The sequence below is a fragment of the uncultured Actinobacillus sp. genome, from assembly GCF_945915845.1.
Classification (GTDB): Bacteria; Pseudomonadota; Gammaproteobacteria; order Enterobacterales; family Pasteurellaceae; genus Exercitatus.
The window spans coordinates 29481-46876 of record NZ_CAMEFX010000014.1 but is presented as its reverse complement, the minus strand read 5'-3'; the positions used below and the strand labels follow the sequence as shown (position 1 = coordinate 46876).

Sequence of the window (17396 nt, the reverse complement as noted above, 5' to 3'; positions counted from 1 at the left end):
ATTAAAGTTCAGTCAATTTAACCTGTGCCAAAATCCCTTCCAACGCTGTTTTATCGCTTACGCCCACGTTACTTTGGGAAACCGCTAAAGCAGATGTCGCACTGGCAAAGGCAAGGGTTTTCGCTTTATCCCAACCTTGTGAGAAACCATAGATAAGCCCTGCAACCATTGAGTCGCCAGCCCCTACGGTACTTACCACATTTTCGCAACGTGGTGGTTGAGCTTGAAGTACGCCTTCGTTATTGATCCACACCGAACCTTTTTCACCCATTGAGATAATGACGTTTTCAATGCCTCTAGCACGCAAATCTTGAGCAGCAACAATCACATCTTCGAGGCTATTTAAGGCTCGACCAGCCCAAACTTCTAATTCACGGCGATTAGGCTTGACTAGCCAAGGATGGGCTTTTAATCCAGCGGTTAATGCCGCATTTGAGCTATCCAATACCACTTTTAAACCTTGCTGATGTAGCGTTTCTAACCACAAGGCAAATTTCTCAGGGCTTACGCCACGAGGTAAAGAACCACAAACAGCAACAAGATCAAATTGGCTTTCCCAATGTTGAGTTTGAGCGGTAAATTTCTCCCACTCCTCTTCGCTGATCTCAAAGCCTAAAAAGTTGAGATCCGTGACATCGGCTTCCGTTTCCGTAATTTTGACATTGATACGAGTTTTACCTGCGACACGATAGAATTGATCGTCCACCCCATTTTTTGCGAAAGATTGCACAAAATCCCCTTGATTCTCTTCACCAAGAAAACCAGTTACAGATAATTTTGTGCCTAAATCTGCCAAGACTTTTGCCACATTGATCCCTTTTCCGGCAGGATATAAACCTAAGGTTTCAACGGTATTAACTTCGCCGATTTCAATACGGGCAAGGCGACCGACCAAATCAAATGCAGGATTTAACGTTACTGTTGCAATACGCATATTTTCCCCTTATTTCTCACCTAAACCGGCTTCAATTGCTGCACCGATACCGTCTAAGGCTTGTTGTGCATCATCACCTGTTGCCACAAAGCGTAAACGCGTGCCTTTTGTTACGCCAAGTGCCACGATTTTCATCAAACTTTTGGCACTCACAAGCGGTGAGTTTTTATCAAGATTTTGCACTTCGATTTTTGACGTATATTTTTTCACTTCATTAACAAGCACCGCACTTGGGCGAGCGTGTAAACCGTGTTCGTTGTGAATAACGAAAGTCGCTTCTACCGCACCTTCTGTTGCATTATCAGCTACCGCTGGCACAACTGTTTCAACCGCAACGGTTTGTGCTGATGTTGCAGTACCTTCAATGCTATCTTCAACGGCAGGAATAAAAGTGACACTTTCGCCAAGGCCTTCTGCCATTGCTTTGCCTAAGGTTTCAATAGCTTGTTGAGCATCATCGCCTTCTGCAATAAAGCGTAAACGCGTCCCTTTCGTTGCACCTAATGCCACAATTTTCATTGTACTTTTTGCATTTGCCGGCGCTGTTGCACGGTCAAGGTTTTCTACGGTAATTTTCGAGCTAAATGCTTTTAACGTTTGAACCAATACCGCACTTGGGCGAGCGTGTAAACCGTGTTCATTACGTACCGTAAAGTTTCCAACCACTTGTCCATTATTTACCGTTGAAGTGGCTGAAACAACTGCGGTTGAATTTTCGGCGGTATTGACCGTTTCGCCATTAAACAACGCAAGCATCTGCGCGCTATTGGCAGAAGCAAACTGACTGCGAACCTCAGATTTTAATAATGCGGCTAAAATGGGATTGAGTGCATTATCTACCGTAGCCACGCTGACTAATGTTTGTCCTTGCGTATTACGTGCAACTGCTACGCCATTAGCCAAGTTACCTTTTGCGCTATCAATCACGAACACATTATCGCCTAGATGAAGTGGAGCGGCTGAAACCACATCACTAATAAAGGCTTGTGTGACGTAATTTTGCTCTTGTAATTTACCCGCATTAATAGCAGAAAGGGTAATCAAACTTGAGCTTTCTACATTTAATGAGATTAAGGCTTCTGAAAGCGCCGGTAATGTTTTTTTACCGCTTAAAATATCAGCAAACTCTTGCACATCTTGGGTTTTTGCTAATTTTTCTGCTGCTTCTTCATCACTTAACACAGTCGTTAATTGACGAAGTAAAGCTAAATGTTCATCGGATTTTGCCGCAATACCGATAGCTACGTAAGCAATATTTCCTTCGCCCCATTCAACCCCTTGAGGAAATTGAATAATTTGTACACCGGTATTTTGAACTAAATCTCGGGTATCTAATGTGCCGTGCGGAATCGCAATCCCATTGCCTAAAAAAGTCGAGGTTTGGGTTTCACGTGCCAACATACCGGCTTCATAGCCTTCTGCTACGTTCCCATTTGCAACTAAACCTGCTGCGACTAATTTAATCGCCTCTTCTTTGTTCGCTGCTTGCCCGTTTAAACGGATATTTTGGGCTGATAAATCAAGCATTTTTGCTCCTTCTTATGGACAGTCATTTTCAATTTAAAAAACGTTCTGATTGTACCTTATTTTGACTAAAACGTTCTAGCAAAAAGATAAACAGTTTCTAAATAGACACTACAAGTATAATCTTAAGAAAACTATTTTCGACTAAATAGCTATTTAATCAAAAATAAGCTACAATTTGCAGAATTTTATTCTTTTATATGGTGAATTTTGTGGATAAAAAATTGCCTAAAGCCCTTGATGCCATTGATGTCAAAATTTTGAATGAGTTGCAACGCAATGGCAAAATCTCAAATATTGATTTATCAAAGAAAGTGGGACTGTCGCCAACACCTTGCTTGGAGCGGGTGAAGCGTCTTGAAAAGCAAGGTGTGATTACGGGGTATCGTGCATTGCTTAATCCGGAGTTGTTGAATGCCCCTTTGCTGGTGATTGTGGAAATTACCTTGATTCGTGGTAAACCGGATGTGTTTGAGGAATTTAATGCGGCGGTGCAAGCTTTAGATGAAATTCAAGAATGTCATTTGGTGTCAGGGGATTTCGATTATTTGTTGAAAACCCGTGTCGCTGATATGGCGGCATATCGCAAATTGCTAGGGACGACTTTATTGCGTTTACCGGGTGTGAATGATACACGCACCTATGTTGTGATGGAAGAAGTGAAACAAACGAATTTTTTACAATTAAAATAACACTCACGTAGAATGATTAAAAAACTAACAGATGGCTTTACGCCTCAACATTATTTTGTTGAATTTTTATTTGGATTGACCGCACTTTTTGGGTTCTATTTGATTATTGCTTGGTCAAGTTATAGTCCTATTGATAGTGCTTGGTCTGTTTCGACTTACCAAACAGAAGTGATTAATAAGTCAGGCAAATTAGGTGCTTGGGTGATGGATCTCTTTTTTGTCTTTTTTGGTAAAGTTGGAAATATCCTGCCTTTCCTAATTTGTATTGCACCAATTTATTTTATTCGTACAAAGCGCGTTGATAGCCTAACATGGACGCGTTTTAGCTTGCGTATGTTTGGTTTTGTGATGTTAATGTTGGGATTGACATCGCTTTGTTCTTTATTGCTTGATAACGACAATTATCATCTTGCCGGTGGGGTAGTTGGTGGCAGTTTGGTGCAACACCTATTTCCAACACTAGGTCAATTTGGGGTTTTATTATTTGCTTTTATTACAAGCATCATTGGTTTTATTTTTTGCTCGGGTGCGTCGTTAATCCGTTTGATTGTAAAATTTTATCATTGGTTAACGGTTCAAAATGAATCTGAAGAAAAACTGATTGAGCAAGATGAAGCCGTTGTTTCTCAGAAAACGACAGAAGTTCAAGAAGTAGAAAAAACGATTGCGCCATGGCAACAAACATTAGACAGTCAAGCGGAACAAGCGAAGACCTTAAATATCAATATTGAAGGCTTAAACTTGCCCCATGAACAAGAGCAAAGTCCGCTGGCAAATGATGAGATGGACGATATTGCTTTGTTAGGGGAATATCAAGTGGAATCTCCGGAACAGCTTCCTGAAGTGAGTATTGCCAGAGTAACTTTGCCAAAAATTGAGCCTGAAACGTCCATTTCTCTTCCAATGACAGAAAGCGCGGTCGCTCTTGAAGAAGATTTGATGGATACCCCACGTATACCTGAAGTGAAATTATCGCCTAAACCGATTTTCCCGGTAGAAGCAACAGAAGAGGAACCATCTCCTGAGGCAGAGGGGGATTTGAGCCATTTGGCTACTGCCTTTGCCGCACAGGAAGCAGAACGTGAAAATAGACGTCAAATGCAAGCGCAAGAAATGGGGATTGCGTTAGAAACAGATGCTCATTCTGAACCGGAACAGAATGGATTACGTTCTATTTCTGTGGATAAGGTGATAGAAATGTTCGGTAGTCCAAAAGCGACGGAAAAACCGACAACAGCAATGCCAACCTTGGATTTGCTGGATCAACATTCTACCCAAAGTCATGACATCACCCCAGAAGAACTGCAACAAACTTCACAACGTATTGAAGCGCAGTTACGTAATTTTAATGTCAAAGCAGAAGTGCGAGATGTTTTAGTGGGGCCTGTGGTTACGCGCTATGAACTTGAATTACAACCAGGTATTAAAGCTTCTAAGGTGACAAGTATTGATACGGATTTAGCGCGAGCTTTGACCTTTAAATCTATTCGTGTGGCAGAAACCATTCCCGGAAAACCTTATATTGGTATTGAAACTCCTAATGCGAAACGTCAAACCGTCTATTTGCGCGATGTATTAGATAGCGATGAGTTCCGTAATTCTAATGCGTTGTTGCCAATGGCATTGGGGAAAGATATTTCGGGCAAATCCGTGGTAATTGATTTAGCTAAAACGCCACACTTATTAGTGGCAGGCTCAACGGGATCGGGAAAATCTGTTGGGATCAATACCATGATTTTAAGTCTGCTTTATCGCGTTAGACCTGAGGATGTGAAATTTATCATGATCGACCCGAAAGTGGTTGAACTGTCGGTATATAATGATATTCCGCATTTATTAACGGAAGTCGTGACCGACATGAGAAAGGCGGCAAATGCGCTACGTTGGTGCGTAGAAGAAATGGAACGCCGTTATCAATTGTTGGCACAGGTTCGTGTGCGCAATATTGAAGGGTTTAATGATAAAATCGATGAATTAAAAGCGGAAGGTTATGGTATTCCTGATCCGCTTTGGAAGCCGTCAGACAGTATGGATGCAACAGCACCACATTTAGGCCGAATGAATTATATTGTGGTGATTGTTGATGAGTTTGCGGATCTGATGATGGTGGCAGGAAAACAAATTGAAGAGCTCATTGCACGTTTAACACAAAAAGCTCGAGCAGTGGGGATTCATGTTATTTTGGCAACTCAACGTCCATCTGTGGATGTGATTACCGGGTTAATTAAATCCAATATTCCGAGTCGTATTGCCTTTACCGTTGTACAACGCAATGACTCGCGGACGATCTTAGACCAAAATGGGGCAGAAGCATTGCTGGGCCGTGGTGATATGCTGTATTTAGCTAATGGCACGACAGAATTAATGCGTGTTCATGGTGCCTTTATGACAGATGATGAGGTAAACCGTGTTGCGGATGATTGGCGTGCGCGTGGTAAACCGAATTATATTTCCGCTATTTTAGAAACGGTTGGGGATGATGAAGAGATCACAATGGATGATACAAGTTATGCCGGCGGTAGCGATGAACTCGATCCATTGTTTGATAAGGCCGTGGAAGTGGTGAGTAGCACTGGAATGACTTCAACTTCGTTTATTCAACGCCGCCTAAAAATCGGTTTTAACCGAGCGGCAAATATTATGGATCAAATGGAAGAACAAGGTATTGTTTCAGAAATGCGTAACGGCAAACGCGAATTACTGGTTCGCAATACATCGGAATATTAAAAGGAAAATCAAATGCAAAAAGCAATAAAAAAATTCACCGCACTTTTCACTTTAGCCATAGCTACACCTTTAGCTTTTGCTGATGCGGCAAGTGAACTTCAAATGCGCTTACAAAAAGTGAGCGTGTTTAGTGCGGATTTTACTCAAACTGTCAGCTCAGCTAATGGCAAACAAGTACAATCAGGTTCGGGAAAACTTCAAATTAAACGTCCGAATTTGTTCCGTATGGATAATAAAACCCCACAAGAAACCCAAATTATTGCGGACGGTAAAACCCTTTGGTTTTACGATCCTTTCGTTGAGCAAGTTACAGCAAATTGGGTAGCGGATGCGGTGAACAATACGCCATTTGTGTTGTTAACGAGCAATGAAGCCAGCCACTGGAATCAGTACAATGTGCAACAAGACAGCGATACCTTTGTGTTAACCCCAAAAGCTAAAAACAGCAATATTAAGCAATTTGATATTCGTATTGATGCCAATGGCGTGTTAAAAGGCTTTAGTACCATTGAGAAAGACGGGCAGTCAAATTTATACGCGTTACGTAACATTACCAACGCGGATTTAGCGGATCGTCTCTTTAAATTTAGCGTACCGAAAGGGGCTGAATTTGATGATCAGCGTAATAAAAAGAAAAAATAGATGATGTTGTGGGGCGTAGAAATGCGCCCTTTTTTCTCTTTTAGTGTCACTTGATGTAGGAATGATGTATGTCTAATCTGACGTTTGATTTTGCTGAAAATGATTTTCGCCCTTTAGCGGCGCGCATGCGTCCGCGTTCGCTGGAGGAATATTGCGGTCAACAGCATTTAATCGGCTTGGGTAAACCGCTACGTAAAGCTATTGAAGCAGGGCATGCCTATTCGATGATCTTTTGGGGGCCACCGGGGACAGGAAAAACAACATTAGCGGAAATTATCGCCAAACAAATTAATGCTGAAGTAGAACGGATTTCAGCGGTCACATCGGGTATTAAAGAAATTCGTGAAGCCATTGAGCGTGCAAAACTGAATTGTCAGGCAGATCGCCGAACCATTTTATTTGTGGATGAAGTGCATCGTTTTAATAAAAGCCAACAAGATGCTTTTTTGCCGCATATTGAAGATGGCACTATTATTTTTATTGGCGCGACAACAGAAAATCCTTCTTTTGAATTAAATAATGCTTTGCTGTCGCGCGCCCGCGTGTATATTTTAAAATCCTTGACCAATCTTGATATTCAGGCAGTCTTGCAACAAGCCATTACAGATAAGGTTCGTGGTTTGGGAGAACTGCGGTTAGATATTGAAGAGAATTTATTGGAATATCTGGCAGATTATGTGAACGGTGATGCCCGCCTTGCCTTGAATTGCCTTGAATTAATGGTGGATATGGCAGAGGAGAGCGAAAAAGGTAAAAAAATTGACCGCGCTTTGCTAACGGAAGTGTTAGGTGAACGTCAAGCACGTTTTGATAAAGGTGGTGATCGTTTTTATGATTTAATTTCTGCCGTCCATAAATCTATACGTGGCTCCGCGCCTGATGCGGCATTATATTGGTACGCCAGGATTATTACCGCAGGCGGTGATCCGCTTTATGTGGCACGGCGTTTGCTTGCCATTGCATCAGAGGATATTGGGAATGCGGATCCTCGTGCGATGCAAGTGGCACTAGCTGCTTGGGATTGTTTTACGCGTGTAGGCGCAGCAGAAGGTGAGCGAGCCATTGCACAAGCTATTGTTTATCTTGCGGTTGCGCCAAAAAGTAATGCCGTTTATCAGGCATTTAATGCCGCCAAAGCACTGGCTAAACAAGCGGCTGATTATGATGTACCGCGTCATTTAACCAATGCCCCAACTCAATTACTCAAAGAGCTGGGAAATCACGCGGAGTATCGTTATGCTCACGATGAACCCAATGCTTACGCTGCCGGTGAAAATTATTTCCCAGAAGCACTTAAAGAGACGCAATTTTATTTCCCTACTCAGCGTGGTATGGAAATTAAGATTAAAGAGAAGTTAGATTGGTTAAGAGAGCAAGATAAGTTAAGCGATAAAGTGCGGTGGGGAAAATAAAACTTTTTTAGGCGACAACACAGCTTTTTATTGAAAGATAAACAGCCCCTACTCCTTTTATAAAAACTCAATGGCAAAATGAAATTTTTTCATCTTAAAGAGGAAAATAATTCAGCGGTTAAATCCTTTCTTTAAGTTGCCGAAACAGCCTATTTCCCTTAGGATTGAATAACATTAGTTAGACCAATCATAAGGAAACGATTATGGCAAAAACATTACCTTTACACGCAGATACCGTTGGATCTTATTTACGCACAGATGCTTGGAAACAGGCCCAAGCCGACTATAAAGCAGGTAAAATTTCATTAGAAGCGCGTGATGAAATTGTCGAGCAAGAAGTTAAAAATCTGGTTGAAGCACAATTAGCCGCCGGAATTCAGGTGGTAACCGATGGCGAATTTCATCGCTCTTGGTGGCATATTGATTTCTTAGAAAATTTAAATGGCATTGAAGGTTATGTACCGGAAAAAGCCTATGCGTTTAAAGGCGTAGAAGTTCGTCCTTATAATACCCGTTGTTGTGGTAAAGTTTCTTGGAATCCAAATCACCCTTTTATTGCACATTTTAAAAAGTTTAATGGAATTGTCGCCGGGCGAGCAGTGGCGAAATTTACTATTCCAAGTCCAAACCAGCTGATGTATCCAATTCAATGGGATACAGGCGTTTATGCAACACGTGAAGAATTTGCCAAAGATGTGCAACAGGCTTATAAAGAGGCAATTAAAGCGTTTTATGAAGCCGGCTGCCGTTATTTACAAATTGACGATGTTTATTGGGGATCGCTTTGCAACAATTATCAGCAACCGACCTTTGAAGCCGATAAAGCACAAGCGGTGGCAAACATCCAAGCTATTCTAGCCGATAAACCGGCAGATTTAACCATTACCACCCACGTTTGTCGTGGCAACTATAAATCTTCTTATCTTTTAAGTGGGGCTTATGATCCTATTGCCGATGGATTATTTGCTCAAACCAATTATGATGGCTATTTCCTTGAATATGACGATGAACGTTCTGGCGGCTTTGAACCTCTCAAGCATTTTGCCAATAATAAAGGGCGTATTGTGTTAGGCTTAATCAGTTCTAAATTCCCTGAACTTGAAGATAAAGAGCAAATTAAAGCCCGAGTTCTGGAAGCGGCAAAATATGTGCCATTAGAACAACTCTGCTTAAGCCCACAGTGTGGTTTTGCTTCTACCGAAGAAGGTAATATTATGACTGAAGCCCAACAATGGGCAAAAGTACGCCATGTGGAAGAAATTGCCAAAGAAATTTGGGGCGAAGATTAGTTTATCCATAAATAACCTATCATCACTTTTCTTTCCAAAATGCCCGATAAACAATATTGGGCATTTTTTTGCAGAAAAAATATCCTTCCGGTAAAAACATTTAGCAAATTTACGTTATAATCTTCTCCTTATTTGTCACTCCAGAGAAAAAATGAAAAAACTAATCCTAACGGCGCTAAATAACAATGATGAAATTTGGTATCGCTGTTTTATTCCTTTTATTTTAAGTTTAAAACAAACAGATTATCAGGGGGATATTGGTGTTATTGATTATCAACTCTCAGAAGCGAAAAAAGAAAAATTACGGGCGCAACATATTCTTATTTTCCCAGCTGAAAATTTATTTTCCGAAATTTTAATTGATAGACAAATATCTGCTGCACATATTGCTGAAAAATATCAATATGATTATTTGGCCTTATATGATGCGGATATTTGGTTCCCTTCTTCATTTTTAACATTATTTGAAAATATTAAAGATAATGAAAAACTTTATTGTTGCTATGATGTAATTTATCCACCTTTTTTATCTTTAGCTTTACCTGAAAATAAAAAACAAGAATATCAAATAATGTTTGATGATTTATATAAACAGCAAGGCTTTGTTTGGCAAGTAGGTTTAGTCGTTGGGCATTCTCAAGCGTGGAAAAATTATTTTTGCTATATAGTTGATGAACTCAATTGCCTTAATGGTTTCCCTATGATTTATGGGGTTGATACTTCAGTATTTAATCTTTATGCCGTAATGAAAAATAGGGTGGCATATCTCTCAGAAAAATATAATTGCTTGCCATTTTGGGGAATTCAACTTGCCTTTCAACAGAAGAATAGCCTGTATTTTAAACTTAAAGATGAAATTATTGAAGGTATTCACATTACCCGTTATCATCGAGAAAGTAAAGAATATCATTTTATTGCATTACAAAAATCTTTCTATTTAGAACAAGGAAAAGCATTTTGTATTGGTGAAATAAATTCAAATTCTTATATCAATTGTGGAGGGCTTTTTGCTCATTTACCTAAAGCAGAAAATTTATTAACACCGTTAGAAATAGAATGTGTTTCATTAAAGGCAACAAATAATGAACAGGGTTTATTCGGTAAAGGAAATAATTTAATTATTGATCTGCAGCATAATGGGAAGATTATTTTTGCTAATGAACAAGATAAGGAACAAGTTATTACCTTTGCTTATCAGCCATTATTAAATTGTCATATGCCAATTAGTGTTACTTTTTATCATAATGAGAAGCTATTAGATTTAGCCGTAAATAGAAAATACATTATTCATTTAAAACCAATGGATAAGTTGATTTTTAATAGTTTAGATTTATGGCAGGAAAATAGTGGTGTTCGTTATATTTTAGAAAATACCTCTTTAATTTGAAAATGAAGATAGAAATAGCAAAACCGCTTTTAGAAAAACTTGATAAATTAGTTAAAATCGACCGCAGTTTGTCTTTTGATAGTCAAAATCCGCTTATTTATCGCCGGCGTGCTTTATTGTTACAAGAATTGGGATGTGATGCTCTTGCCAAAGTAGATAATCGTATTTCTGCTTTTTTAGAAGGAAAAACGGATCAGGAATATTATAATCATCAATATCAATCTTATTTAGATGAAAAGCGTTTTGCTGAACAATATCAAGCAGAAAAAGATAGTCATTATTATGAAATTTTTTCTTATATCTTAAATAATGAAAAATATTTAACCGCAGAAGAAATTGATCCTATTTTGTTTGTATTACGTAGCGGTAATTTACAGAATTTAGGCCTATTTAATTTGGCATTACGTGATTGTAATTTTGCCTTGAATTCCTTGCAAGATTTTCCGGAAGAATATGCGTTAGCTTGTTTTAATAAGGCAATTTTATTAAATTTGGTTGGGGAATTTAAAGAGGGTTGGAAATTCTATGAATATCGGTGGAAAACAGGTTATAAATCATTTAAAAAGCCGATAGAATTCCCTCGGCCACGTTGGCAAGGGGAAGATATTTCACAAGGAAAAGGGCGACTTTTAATTCATTCTGAACAAGGCATTGGCGATAATATTCAATTTGTTCGTTATGCTATTTATTTAAAACAATTAGGCTTTGATGTTTTAGTTTGGAATAATACTTATGTTGATGATTTTTTAACATTTAATTTAGCTAAATATCATATTCCAACAGCAAAACTAGGTGATAAAGTTGAATTTAGTCATTGGATCCCAATGATGAGTTTGCCCTATATTTTAGGAACTGAATTAACAAATATTCCTTTAACGGAAAAATATCTTGTTGCTGCACCTGAATATTTGCAAAAATGGCAGAAAAAATTACCGCTAAAAAATAATGAATTAAAAATCGGCGTGGTGTGGCAAGGGGGCATCAAAACTGAAACCGATAAAATTCGCAGCATTCCTGTGGCTCTTTTTGCTCAATTATTTAATGTGCAGGCGGATTTTTATGTGCTGCAAAAAGAGATAAGTGAAGCAGATCAAGCGGTTTTAGCGCATTATGAGAATGTGGTAGATTGCCATTGGGCGATCGAAAGTTTTCACGATACAGCCGCAATGATTGAGCATTTAGATTTGGTCATTAGCGTGGATACTTCTGTCGCCCACCTTGCTGCGGCAATGGGGAAACCTACGTGGATTTTGATTAACTATAAACCGGATTTTCGATGGTTGATTTCTCGAGAAGATTCGGTTTGGTATGAAAGCGTTCGCCTGTTTCGACAAACGCTTGATTATGATTGGCAGCCGGTTATTGAGAGTGTGATCGCTGAGTTAAATGCAATGATGAGGGCTTTTGGGGGCAATAACGCTACTTTTTAGTGAAAGATAAACAAATGCTAATATATAAAAATAAATTAATTGCATAATCCTAAGGTGATTTTTGTAAGATTTCACGTTAGAATAACCGCACTTTTTATGGAATAAAATAGGTAACAATATGATCGATCCAAATTTACTGCGTAATAACCTTGCAGAAACCGCACAGAAATTAAAAGAAAAACGTAATTTTGACTTAGATGTAGATCGTTTAGCGAAATTAGAAGAGCATCGCAAACTGTTACAAGTTAAAACAGAGACCCTACAAGCTGAGCGTAATGCGCGCTCAAAAGCCATTGGAGCGGCAAAAGCGCGTGGTGAAGATATTGCACCATTAATGGCAGAAGTAGAGACAATGGGGATTGAATTAGCACAGACCAAAGCGTTATTTGATGAAGTTTCTGCTGAATTAAATACGATTGCGTTGACGATCCCGAATATTCCGGCGGATGAAGTGCCATTAGGAAAAGATGATTCTGAAAATAAAGAAATTTTACGTTGGGGAACACCGCGTACCTTTGATTTTGAAGTCAAAGATCATGTCACTTTAGGCGAAAGTTTAGCAGGCGGTTTGGATTTTGCCGCCGGCGTAAAATTAAGTGGTGCACGTTTTGCTGTCATGAAAGGTCAAATTGCGAAAATGCACCGTGCTTTGGCGCAATTTATGTTGGATTTACACACTGAGCAACATGGTTATATTGAAACTTATGTTCCATATTTAGTGAATCATACTACATTGTATGGAACAGGTCAGTTACCAAAATTTGGTGAAGATCTATTCCATACTAAAGCGTTAGAAGGCGAACAACCTTATGCCTTGATTCCTACAGCAGAAGTACCGGTTACAAACTTAGTGCGCGATGAAATTTTAAATACAGAAGATTTACCGTTGAAAATGACCGCACATACACCTTGTTTCCGCTCAGAAGCGGGATCTTATGGTCGCGATACACGCGGTTTAATTCGTATGCACCAATTTGATAAAGTAGAAATGGTCCAAATTGTTGAACCTGAGAAATCAATGGAAGCTTTAGAAGAATTAACGGGACATGCTGAAAAAGTATTGCAATTATTAAATCTTCCGTATCGTAAAGTTTTATTATGTACAGGTGATATGGGATTCGGCTCATGTAAAACCTATGATTTGGAAGTTTGGGTTCCGGCACAAAACACTTACCGTGAAATTTCATCTTGCTCAAATATGTGGGATTTCCAAGCACGCCGTATGCAAGCACGTTGTCGCGGTAAAAATGACAAAAAACCACGTTTAGTTCATACCCTAAATGGTTCAGGATTAGCGGTTGGTCGTACCTTGGTTGCAGTCCTAGAAAACTACCAAAATGCAGATGGTACGATTACGGTACCTGAAGTATTACGTCCATATATGGGCGGTTTGGAAGTGATTGGTTAAGCTCTCACTAACCCTTTGATTGAATGATAAACAGACCTAGAGTGCGGTCAAATAACTATTATTTTGACCGCACTTTTTTATCTTAATAAAAGAAACATTTCCCAGTGGTTTACTTTATTTTTAGATGGATCCTCTATGCAAACAGTGAATAGTCCTTTATCTGTCGCCGTGATTACTTCTACTATTGGTCGGGCGCAGCTTGAACGCGCAATTTTAAGTGTTAAGGCACAAACTTACCCTTGTAAACATTATGTATTTGTAGACGGTGAGCAATTTCGTGAGGATGCGAAAGTTATTTTGGATAAATATCCTGAGGTAACCGCGATTTATTTGCCCATGAATACCGGAGCGGATGGTTGGACAAATAGTAGTATTAATGCAATTGCGCCTTTTTTAGTAAAAGAAGCCGCGATTTGTTATTTGGATGATGATAACTGGTATGAACCCAATCATGTTGAGCAATGTGTTAAAACCCTGAATGAATCAGGGGCAGATTATGTTTATGCATTGCGTAATTTTTATTCACCCGCTGAGCAGTTTATTTGTAAGGATACGCTGGAATCTATTGGCTTTTATGAGAATAAACTCGATAATCCCTATAATTTCCAGATTTTGATAAATGGGCAAACTCTGGCGATGCATACGACTGCGCATAAAGGTCATCATATTGATACGAATTGTTATATGATGCGCCGAGAGTTAGCCATTGCTATTTCTCGTTTTTGGTATAGCGGTATTCATAATGACACAAATGTGTTTAATGCATTGGTGCAATTTAATGTTTCTCATTGTTGTACAAAACAATTCACTGTCAATTATCTGTATGATTTAGATAAATATGATATGGGATTTATTTTATCTGTCGAAAAAGCTTTTCCGGGGTTAAGTCGTGAAGAAGTTAGACAACTAAATTACCAAGTGACGGCTCAAAAGCAACAACAAAATCTTGAGCGACATGGTGGTGTTTACCCTTGGGATAAGTAACTTCGGTATGATGTAGCCGTTGCGCAAAGCGGAAGTACAAGTGGTGCGCTTGCGTAAGGAGCACATAATGCCGGTTAGTTTAAAAAGAAAAGCGCGGTGGAATTTTCACCGCGCTTTAGATTTATATTAGCCTATCGCCAGTTTAATAGTGTATCGATTGAAATATCAAGTGCTTTAGCAATCAACACTAAATTGAGCACACTAATATTACGCTCAGCACGTTCTACCATACCAATATAGGTACGGTGCAAGCCTGATAATTCGGCAAGATCTTCTTGAGATAAGCCTTTTCTGACTCGTTCTAACTTGATTGATAGACCAAGTTGTTTTAATAGGATTTCACGTTCTTCTTTATTCATATCTTGACTTTATAAAAGCCGAGAAGAATATGCTACATACTATCTATAGCGCATCGATAATTTACATTCGATTTATCACTAAATAAAGTATCGATTCTCTACGGATAGTATATAGTGTTTTTGAAAATATTTTTATCTCGTCAAGACCTTGACAGACCCAGTTTCAGAACGTACATTATTTATAACTAAATCCCCTTTAGATGATATTTTTTCGTAATCTAAAAGGGGATTTTTCTTTCCTTTTAGTTCATTAAATAAAAGGAGAATAATTATGATGACAAATGAAAATATATTGAGAAAAGTAAGACTATTAGGGAATAAAAGCTATACGCTTAACTTATCTATGGCTTGGACTATAGCGGATGTTGATGAGAATGATATTAGAGAAACCATTGAAGAAAATGTCCTTAATATTTCTGTGGAAAATTTTTTTATGTTTGTTTCTCGTAATCGCTTTTATGTTTTAAGAGAACATCAAGATCCGTTCCTGAAAGAGTTTAAAATCAGAATAGATTTATCCTATTTATCGACTGACTTAATTTTTGATCTTATCGATATTAGCCATCGTATTTGTGACATATATGAAAAAAATAAATTAAGGGAACATAAAAATGAAAAATTTGAACTTCGTTTTAACCGCACCTGGGGTGAAATGAAGATTTGTTGTTTATCAGGTGATGTATTTCGTGTTTTATATTTTTTAAAGCAGTTTACTATTTGGGCAAGAAAGTTTGTTTTTAGAGAAAAGGATAATAAAAAAGCACTCTGAAATAGAGTGCTAATAGGAATATGATATTTATTCTTCTCTATATTTTTGACAAGCTTTAGCGAGTTGTTCTCTATAAATTTCAGCACTTTTTTTACCAGAGCTTGTTACTAATCGAGAATATTTAGCTTCAAATAATTCAGGAAGAATATCATCATCGTAATAAGTAAACATTCCCCCTTTTTTTCCTAAGAGAAGTTTTGGATCTTCTTCAAATGCTAATAGAGATAATTCAGGCACATAATTATCATTCCAAGGCATTCCACCACGATAATCCGTTTCTCCTGTTAAGCCACGACATTCTTTTGGGTAATGTGATGTCGGTGTAATTAATGGGGGAATAGCGACAACACTTACCGCAATAGCAACAGAAATGGCTTTATGCTGTTTTACAAAATTGACTGTTTTATTGATCAGATTATTGATAACAACATGTTGTTTTAATCCTTTTATAAGATGAATAACTTTGTTGAAAAATATTTTAATTTTCTCATTTTTCAACAGTTCGGTTATGATATGTTTTAATTTATTCATTTTAATCTAGTTTCTCATAGTGATCGAAGTTTAAATTTAATTTTCGTAATGCTTCTTCCGTTTCAGAACAAGGGTATTTTGCATAAATATTTTTTTCAGTTTCTTGAATACCTTTTAAAATATTATAAGGAACACCCGTGTCATTTTTGCCCACATTGACTGATTTCAAATAATCTTCCAATTGAACAACACATTGGTTATAGTCTGTTTTTAAACTATCATAATTTAGGGTGTAATTTTTAACAATTTCTGCACGTTTCTCAGAAATAGCTTGTCTCCATACATCACAGGCAGAATATTTTCTTTTATCTTTTTTGCAGTAAGATTCATCGACAGCAAGCTCAGCATAGTTCTTCGCTTTTAACTCAGCTAAGCCTTTTTGCCAAAGTTGGTTTGCGGAATATATTAAAGCAAGTTCGTTTTTGTCATCTAATGCTAATTCATAACCATATTCGATATGCGATTCTATATCCGAATTCCCCAACTTTTTGATCATATTTCTATCGATAGAAGACATGTCTTCGTTTCGAGCATAAAAAAACTCTCTTGCAGGATCAGAGTCTGGATGGCTAGTAGAAGTGACAGTTTCGCTTAAAATTTTAGAAAGACCATCTTGCCATGGTAGTTGCTCATAGGACGAATAGGTATCTTTCATATACTTAATAATTTCATCTTTTCTTGCTTCTTTCTCAGCCTGTTCCTTTGCTTCTTGCTGTTCTCTTTTAGCTTTTTCTTTTTGGCGTTCAATATTATCTAAACCGTCTATAGCGTTTCTGCAATTCTTTCTGAATTTAGAGTAGTCAGATTGTGATAAATATTTATCGAATTCTAGTTGTTCTGATTTAGGAATGGAGCGAGAAATTTGCTCGATTTCATTCTCGATCTGTTCACATTCTTTTTGAGCTTTCAAGGCCTTTTCTTCATTTGCGGTATAAAACTCTACAGTTTGAAGATCTTGTGGGATTTTTAGGTCATATTTATTACAACCCACTAAAATAGATGAAGTGAGAAGGACAACATAGGTAGGTAGTTTTTTCATAGGTAACTCCAAATAAGATAAATATAATCATCCAAATGATACGAATGGTGTGTATATTGGCAAAATATTGATAGAAAATCAAGCCAAGATAAGATCAAAATAGGGAGTTTGGATATTGGTGAGTGAGCGATGAGAATAATCTGACAGCCATTAGCAGATCGGCTAAGGCTATCAGATTAGGGATAATTCGCTGAGTAAGGTATGAGATCTTACCAGATAGGGGAAGGAAGTTTAGACTCTAGATCTTTGATGTAATTTTTTAAATGTTG

General features: G+C 38.0%; 15 protein-coding genes. 10 read left to right on the top strand and 5 right to left on the bottom strand.

Going from position 1 to position 17396, the window contains the following annotated elements; all coding sequences use genetic code 11:
* Position 1 precedes the first annotated feature (1 nt).
* Both fruK and fruB read right to left on the bottom strand, forming a co-directional pair.
* The gene (gene fruK / locus Q0O89_RS05270; protein WP_108923964.1) at positions 2-934 is read right to left on the bottom strand and encodes a 1-phosphofructokinase; all 933 of its coding nucleotides are present in this window, start codon (positions 932-934) and stop codon (positions 2-4) included.
* Positions 935-943: 9 nt separating this feature from the next.
* Entirely contained in the window at positions 944-2461 is a 1518-nt protein-coding gene (gene fruB / locus Q0O89_RS05265; RefSeq protein ID WP_293730632.1) for a fused PTS fructose transporter subunit IIA/HPr protein, read from the bottom strand.
* Positions 2462-2670: 209 nt separating this feature from the next.
* Here fruB and lrp point away from each other — a divergent pair, with 209 nt between their 5' ends.
* From lrp to Q0O89_RS05220, 9 genes are all read left to right on the top strand, one after another.
* Positions 2671-3150, top strand: a complete 480-nt coding sequence (gene lrp / locus Q0O89_RS05260) for a leucine-responsive transcriptional regulator Lrp (RefSeq protein WP_135709637.1) — start codon at positions 2671-2673, stop codon at positions 3148-3150.
* 12 nt (positions 3151-3162) lie between these two features.
* Positions 3163-5877, top strand: a complete 2715-nt coding sequence (locus tag Q0O89_RS05255) for a DNA translocase FtsK (RefSeq protein WP_293730631.1) — start codon at positions 3163-3165, stop codon at positions 5875-5877.
* Between the two features lie 12 nt (positions 5878-5889).
* On the top strand, positions 5890-6519 hold the full coding sequence (gene lolA / locus Q0O89_RS05250) for an outer membrane lipoprotein chaperone LolA (protein WP_293730630.1): 630 nt from the start codon (positions 5890-5892) through the stop codon (positions 6517-6519).
* A 68-nt stretch (positions 6520-6587) separates the two neighbouring features.
* Positions 6588-7931 (top strand): replication-associated recombination protein A, encoded by a 1344-nt coding sequence (locus tag Q0O89_RS05245; RefSeq protein WP_293730629.1) that lies wholly within the window; start codon positions 6588-6590, stop codon positions 7929-7931.
* A gap of 200 nt (positions 7932-8131) precedes the next feature.
* A complete protein-coding gene (locus Q0O89_RS05240) occupies positions 8132-9220 on the top strand; it encodes a 5-methyltetrahydropteroyltriglutamate--homocysteine S-methyltransferase (RefSeq protein ID WP_293730636.1) in 1089 nt (362 codons plus the stop codon).
* Positions 9221-9371: 151 nt separating this feature from the next.
* Positions 9372-10607, top strand: coding sequence for a hypothetical protein (locus Q0O89_RS05235; RefSeq protein ID WP_293730628.1), 1236 nt, complete (start codon positions 9372-9374; stop codon positions 10605-10607).
* Positions 10608-10609: 2 nt separating this feature from the next.
* Positions 10610-12037 (top strand): glycosyltransferase family 9 protein, encoded by a 1428-nt coding sequence (locus Q0O89_RS05230; protein WP_293730627.1) that lies wholly within the window; start codon positions 10610-10612, stop codon positions 12035-12037.
* A 118-nt stretch (positions 12038-12155) separates the two neighbouring features.
* Positions 12156-13445 carry a serine--tRNA ligase gene (gene serS / locus Q0O89_RS05225; RefSeq protein WP_293730626.1) on the top strand — a complete coding sequence of 430 codons (1290 nt, stop codon included), beginning with the start codon at positions 12156-12158 and terminating at the stop codon, positions 13443-13445.
* A gap of 135 nt (positions 13446-13580) precedes the next feature.
* Positions 13581-14429 (top strand): glycosyltransferase family A protein, encoded by an 849-nt coding sequence (locus tag Q0O89_RS05220; RefSeq protein ID WP_293730625.1) that lies wholly within the window; start codon positions 13581-13583, stop codon positions 14427-14429.
* A 131-nt stretch (positions 14430-14560) separates the two neighbouring features.
* Here the strand turns inward: Q0O89_RS05220 and Q0O89_RS05215 are convergent, their stop codons facing one another.
* Positions 14561-14788 carry a helix-turn-helix transcriptional regulator gene (locus tag Q0O89_RS05215; RefSeq protein WP_273405464.1) on the bottom strand — a complete coding sequence of 76 codons (228 nt, stop codon included), beginning with the start codon at positions 14786-14788 and terminating at the stop codon, positions 14561-14563.
* A gap of 271 nt (positions 14789-15059) precedes the next feature.
* On the opposite strand from Q0O89_RS05215, the gene Q0O89_RS05210 reads away from it, so the two are divergent.
* Entirely contained in the window at positions 15060-15557 is a 498-nt protein-coding gene (locus tag Q0O89_RS05210; RefSeq protein WP_293730623.1) for a hypothetical protein, read from the top strand.
* A 27-nt stretch (positions 15558-15584) separates the two neighbouring features.
* On the opposite strand, the gene Q0O89_RS05205 is transcribed toward Q0O89_RS05210, so the two are convergent.
* Together Q0O89_RS05205 and Q0O89_RS05200 are read right to left on the bottom strand one after the other, a co-directional pair.
* The gene (locus Q0O89_RS05205) at positions 15585-16088 is read right to left on the bottom strand and encodes a hypothetical protein (protein ID WP_135709629.1); all 504 of its coding nucleotides are present in this window, start codon (positions 16086-16088) and stop codon (positions 15585-15587) included.
* Position 16089: 1 nt separating this feature from the next.
* Positions 16090-17127 carry a hypothetical protein gene (locus tag Q0O89_RS05200; RefSeq protein WP_293730622.1) on the bottom strand — a complete coding sequence of 346 codons (1038 nt, stop codon included), beginning with the start codon at positions 17125-17127 and terminating at the stop codon, positions 16090-16092.
* Positions 17128-17396: the final 269 nt, after the last annotated feature.

Coding starts and splice junctions, on each gene's coding strand:
- lolA (WP_293730630.1), top strand. CDS start 5,890: ATGCAAAAAGCAATAAAAAAATTCACCGCACTTTTCACTTTAGCCATA.
- Q0O89_RS05230 (WP_293730627.1), top strand. CDS start 10,610: ATGAAGATAGAAATAGCAAAACCGCTTTTAGAAAAACTTGATAAATTA.
- Q0O89_RS05255 (WP_293730631.1), top strand. CDS start 3,163: ATGATTAAAAAACTAACAGATGGCTTTACGCCTCAACATTATTTTGTT.
- Q0O89_RS05220 (WP_293730625.1), top strand. CDS start 13,581: ATGCAAACAGTGAATAGTCCTTTATCTGTCGCCGTGATTACTTCTACT.
- Q0O89_RS05235 (WP_293730628.1), top strand. CDS start 9,372: ATGAAAAAACTAATCCTAACGGCGCTAAATAACAATGATGAAATTTGG.
- Q0O89_RS05210 (WP_293730623.1), top strand. CDS start 15,060: ATGATGACAAATGAAAATATATTGAGAAAAGTAAGACTATTAGGGAAT.
- fruB (WP_293730632.1), bottom strand. CDS start 2,461: ATGCTTGATTTATCAGCCCAAAATATCCGTTTAAACGGGCAAGCAGCG.
- serS (WP_293730626.1), top strand. CDS start 12,156: ATGATCGATCCAAATTTACTGCGTAATAACCTTGCAGAAACCGCACAG.
- Q0O89_RS05215 (WP_273405464.1), bottom strand. CDS start 14,788: ATGAATAAAGAAGAACGTGAAATCCTATTAAAACAACTTGGTCTATCA.
- Q0O89_RS05200 (WP_293730622.1), bottom strand. CDS start 17,127: ATGAAAAAACTACCTACCTATGTTGTCCTTCTCACTTCATCTATTTTA.
- fruK (WP_108923964.1), bottom strand. CDS start 934: ATGCGTATTGCAACAGTAACGTTAAATCCTGCATTTGATTTGGTCGGT.
- Q0O89_RS05245 (WP_293730629.1), top strand. CDS start 6,588: ATGTCTAATCTGACGTTTGATTTTGCTGAAAATGATTTTCGCCCTTTA.
- Q0O89_RS05205 (WP_135709629.1), bottom strand. CDS start 16,088: ATGAATAAATTAAAACATATCATAACCGAACTGTTGAAAAATGAGAAA.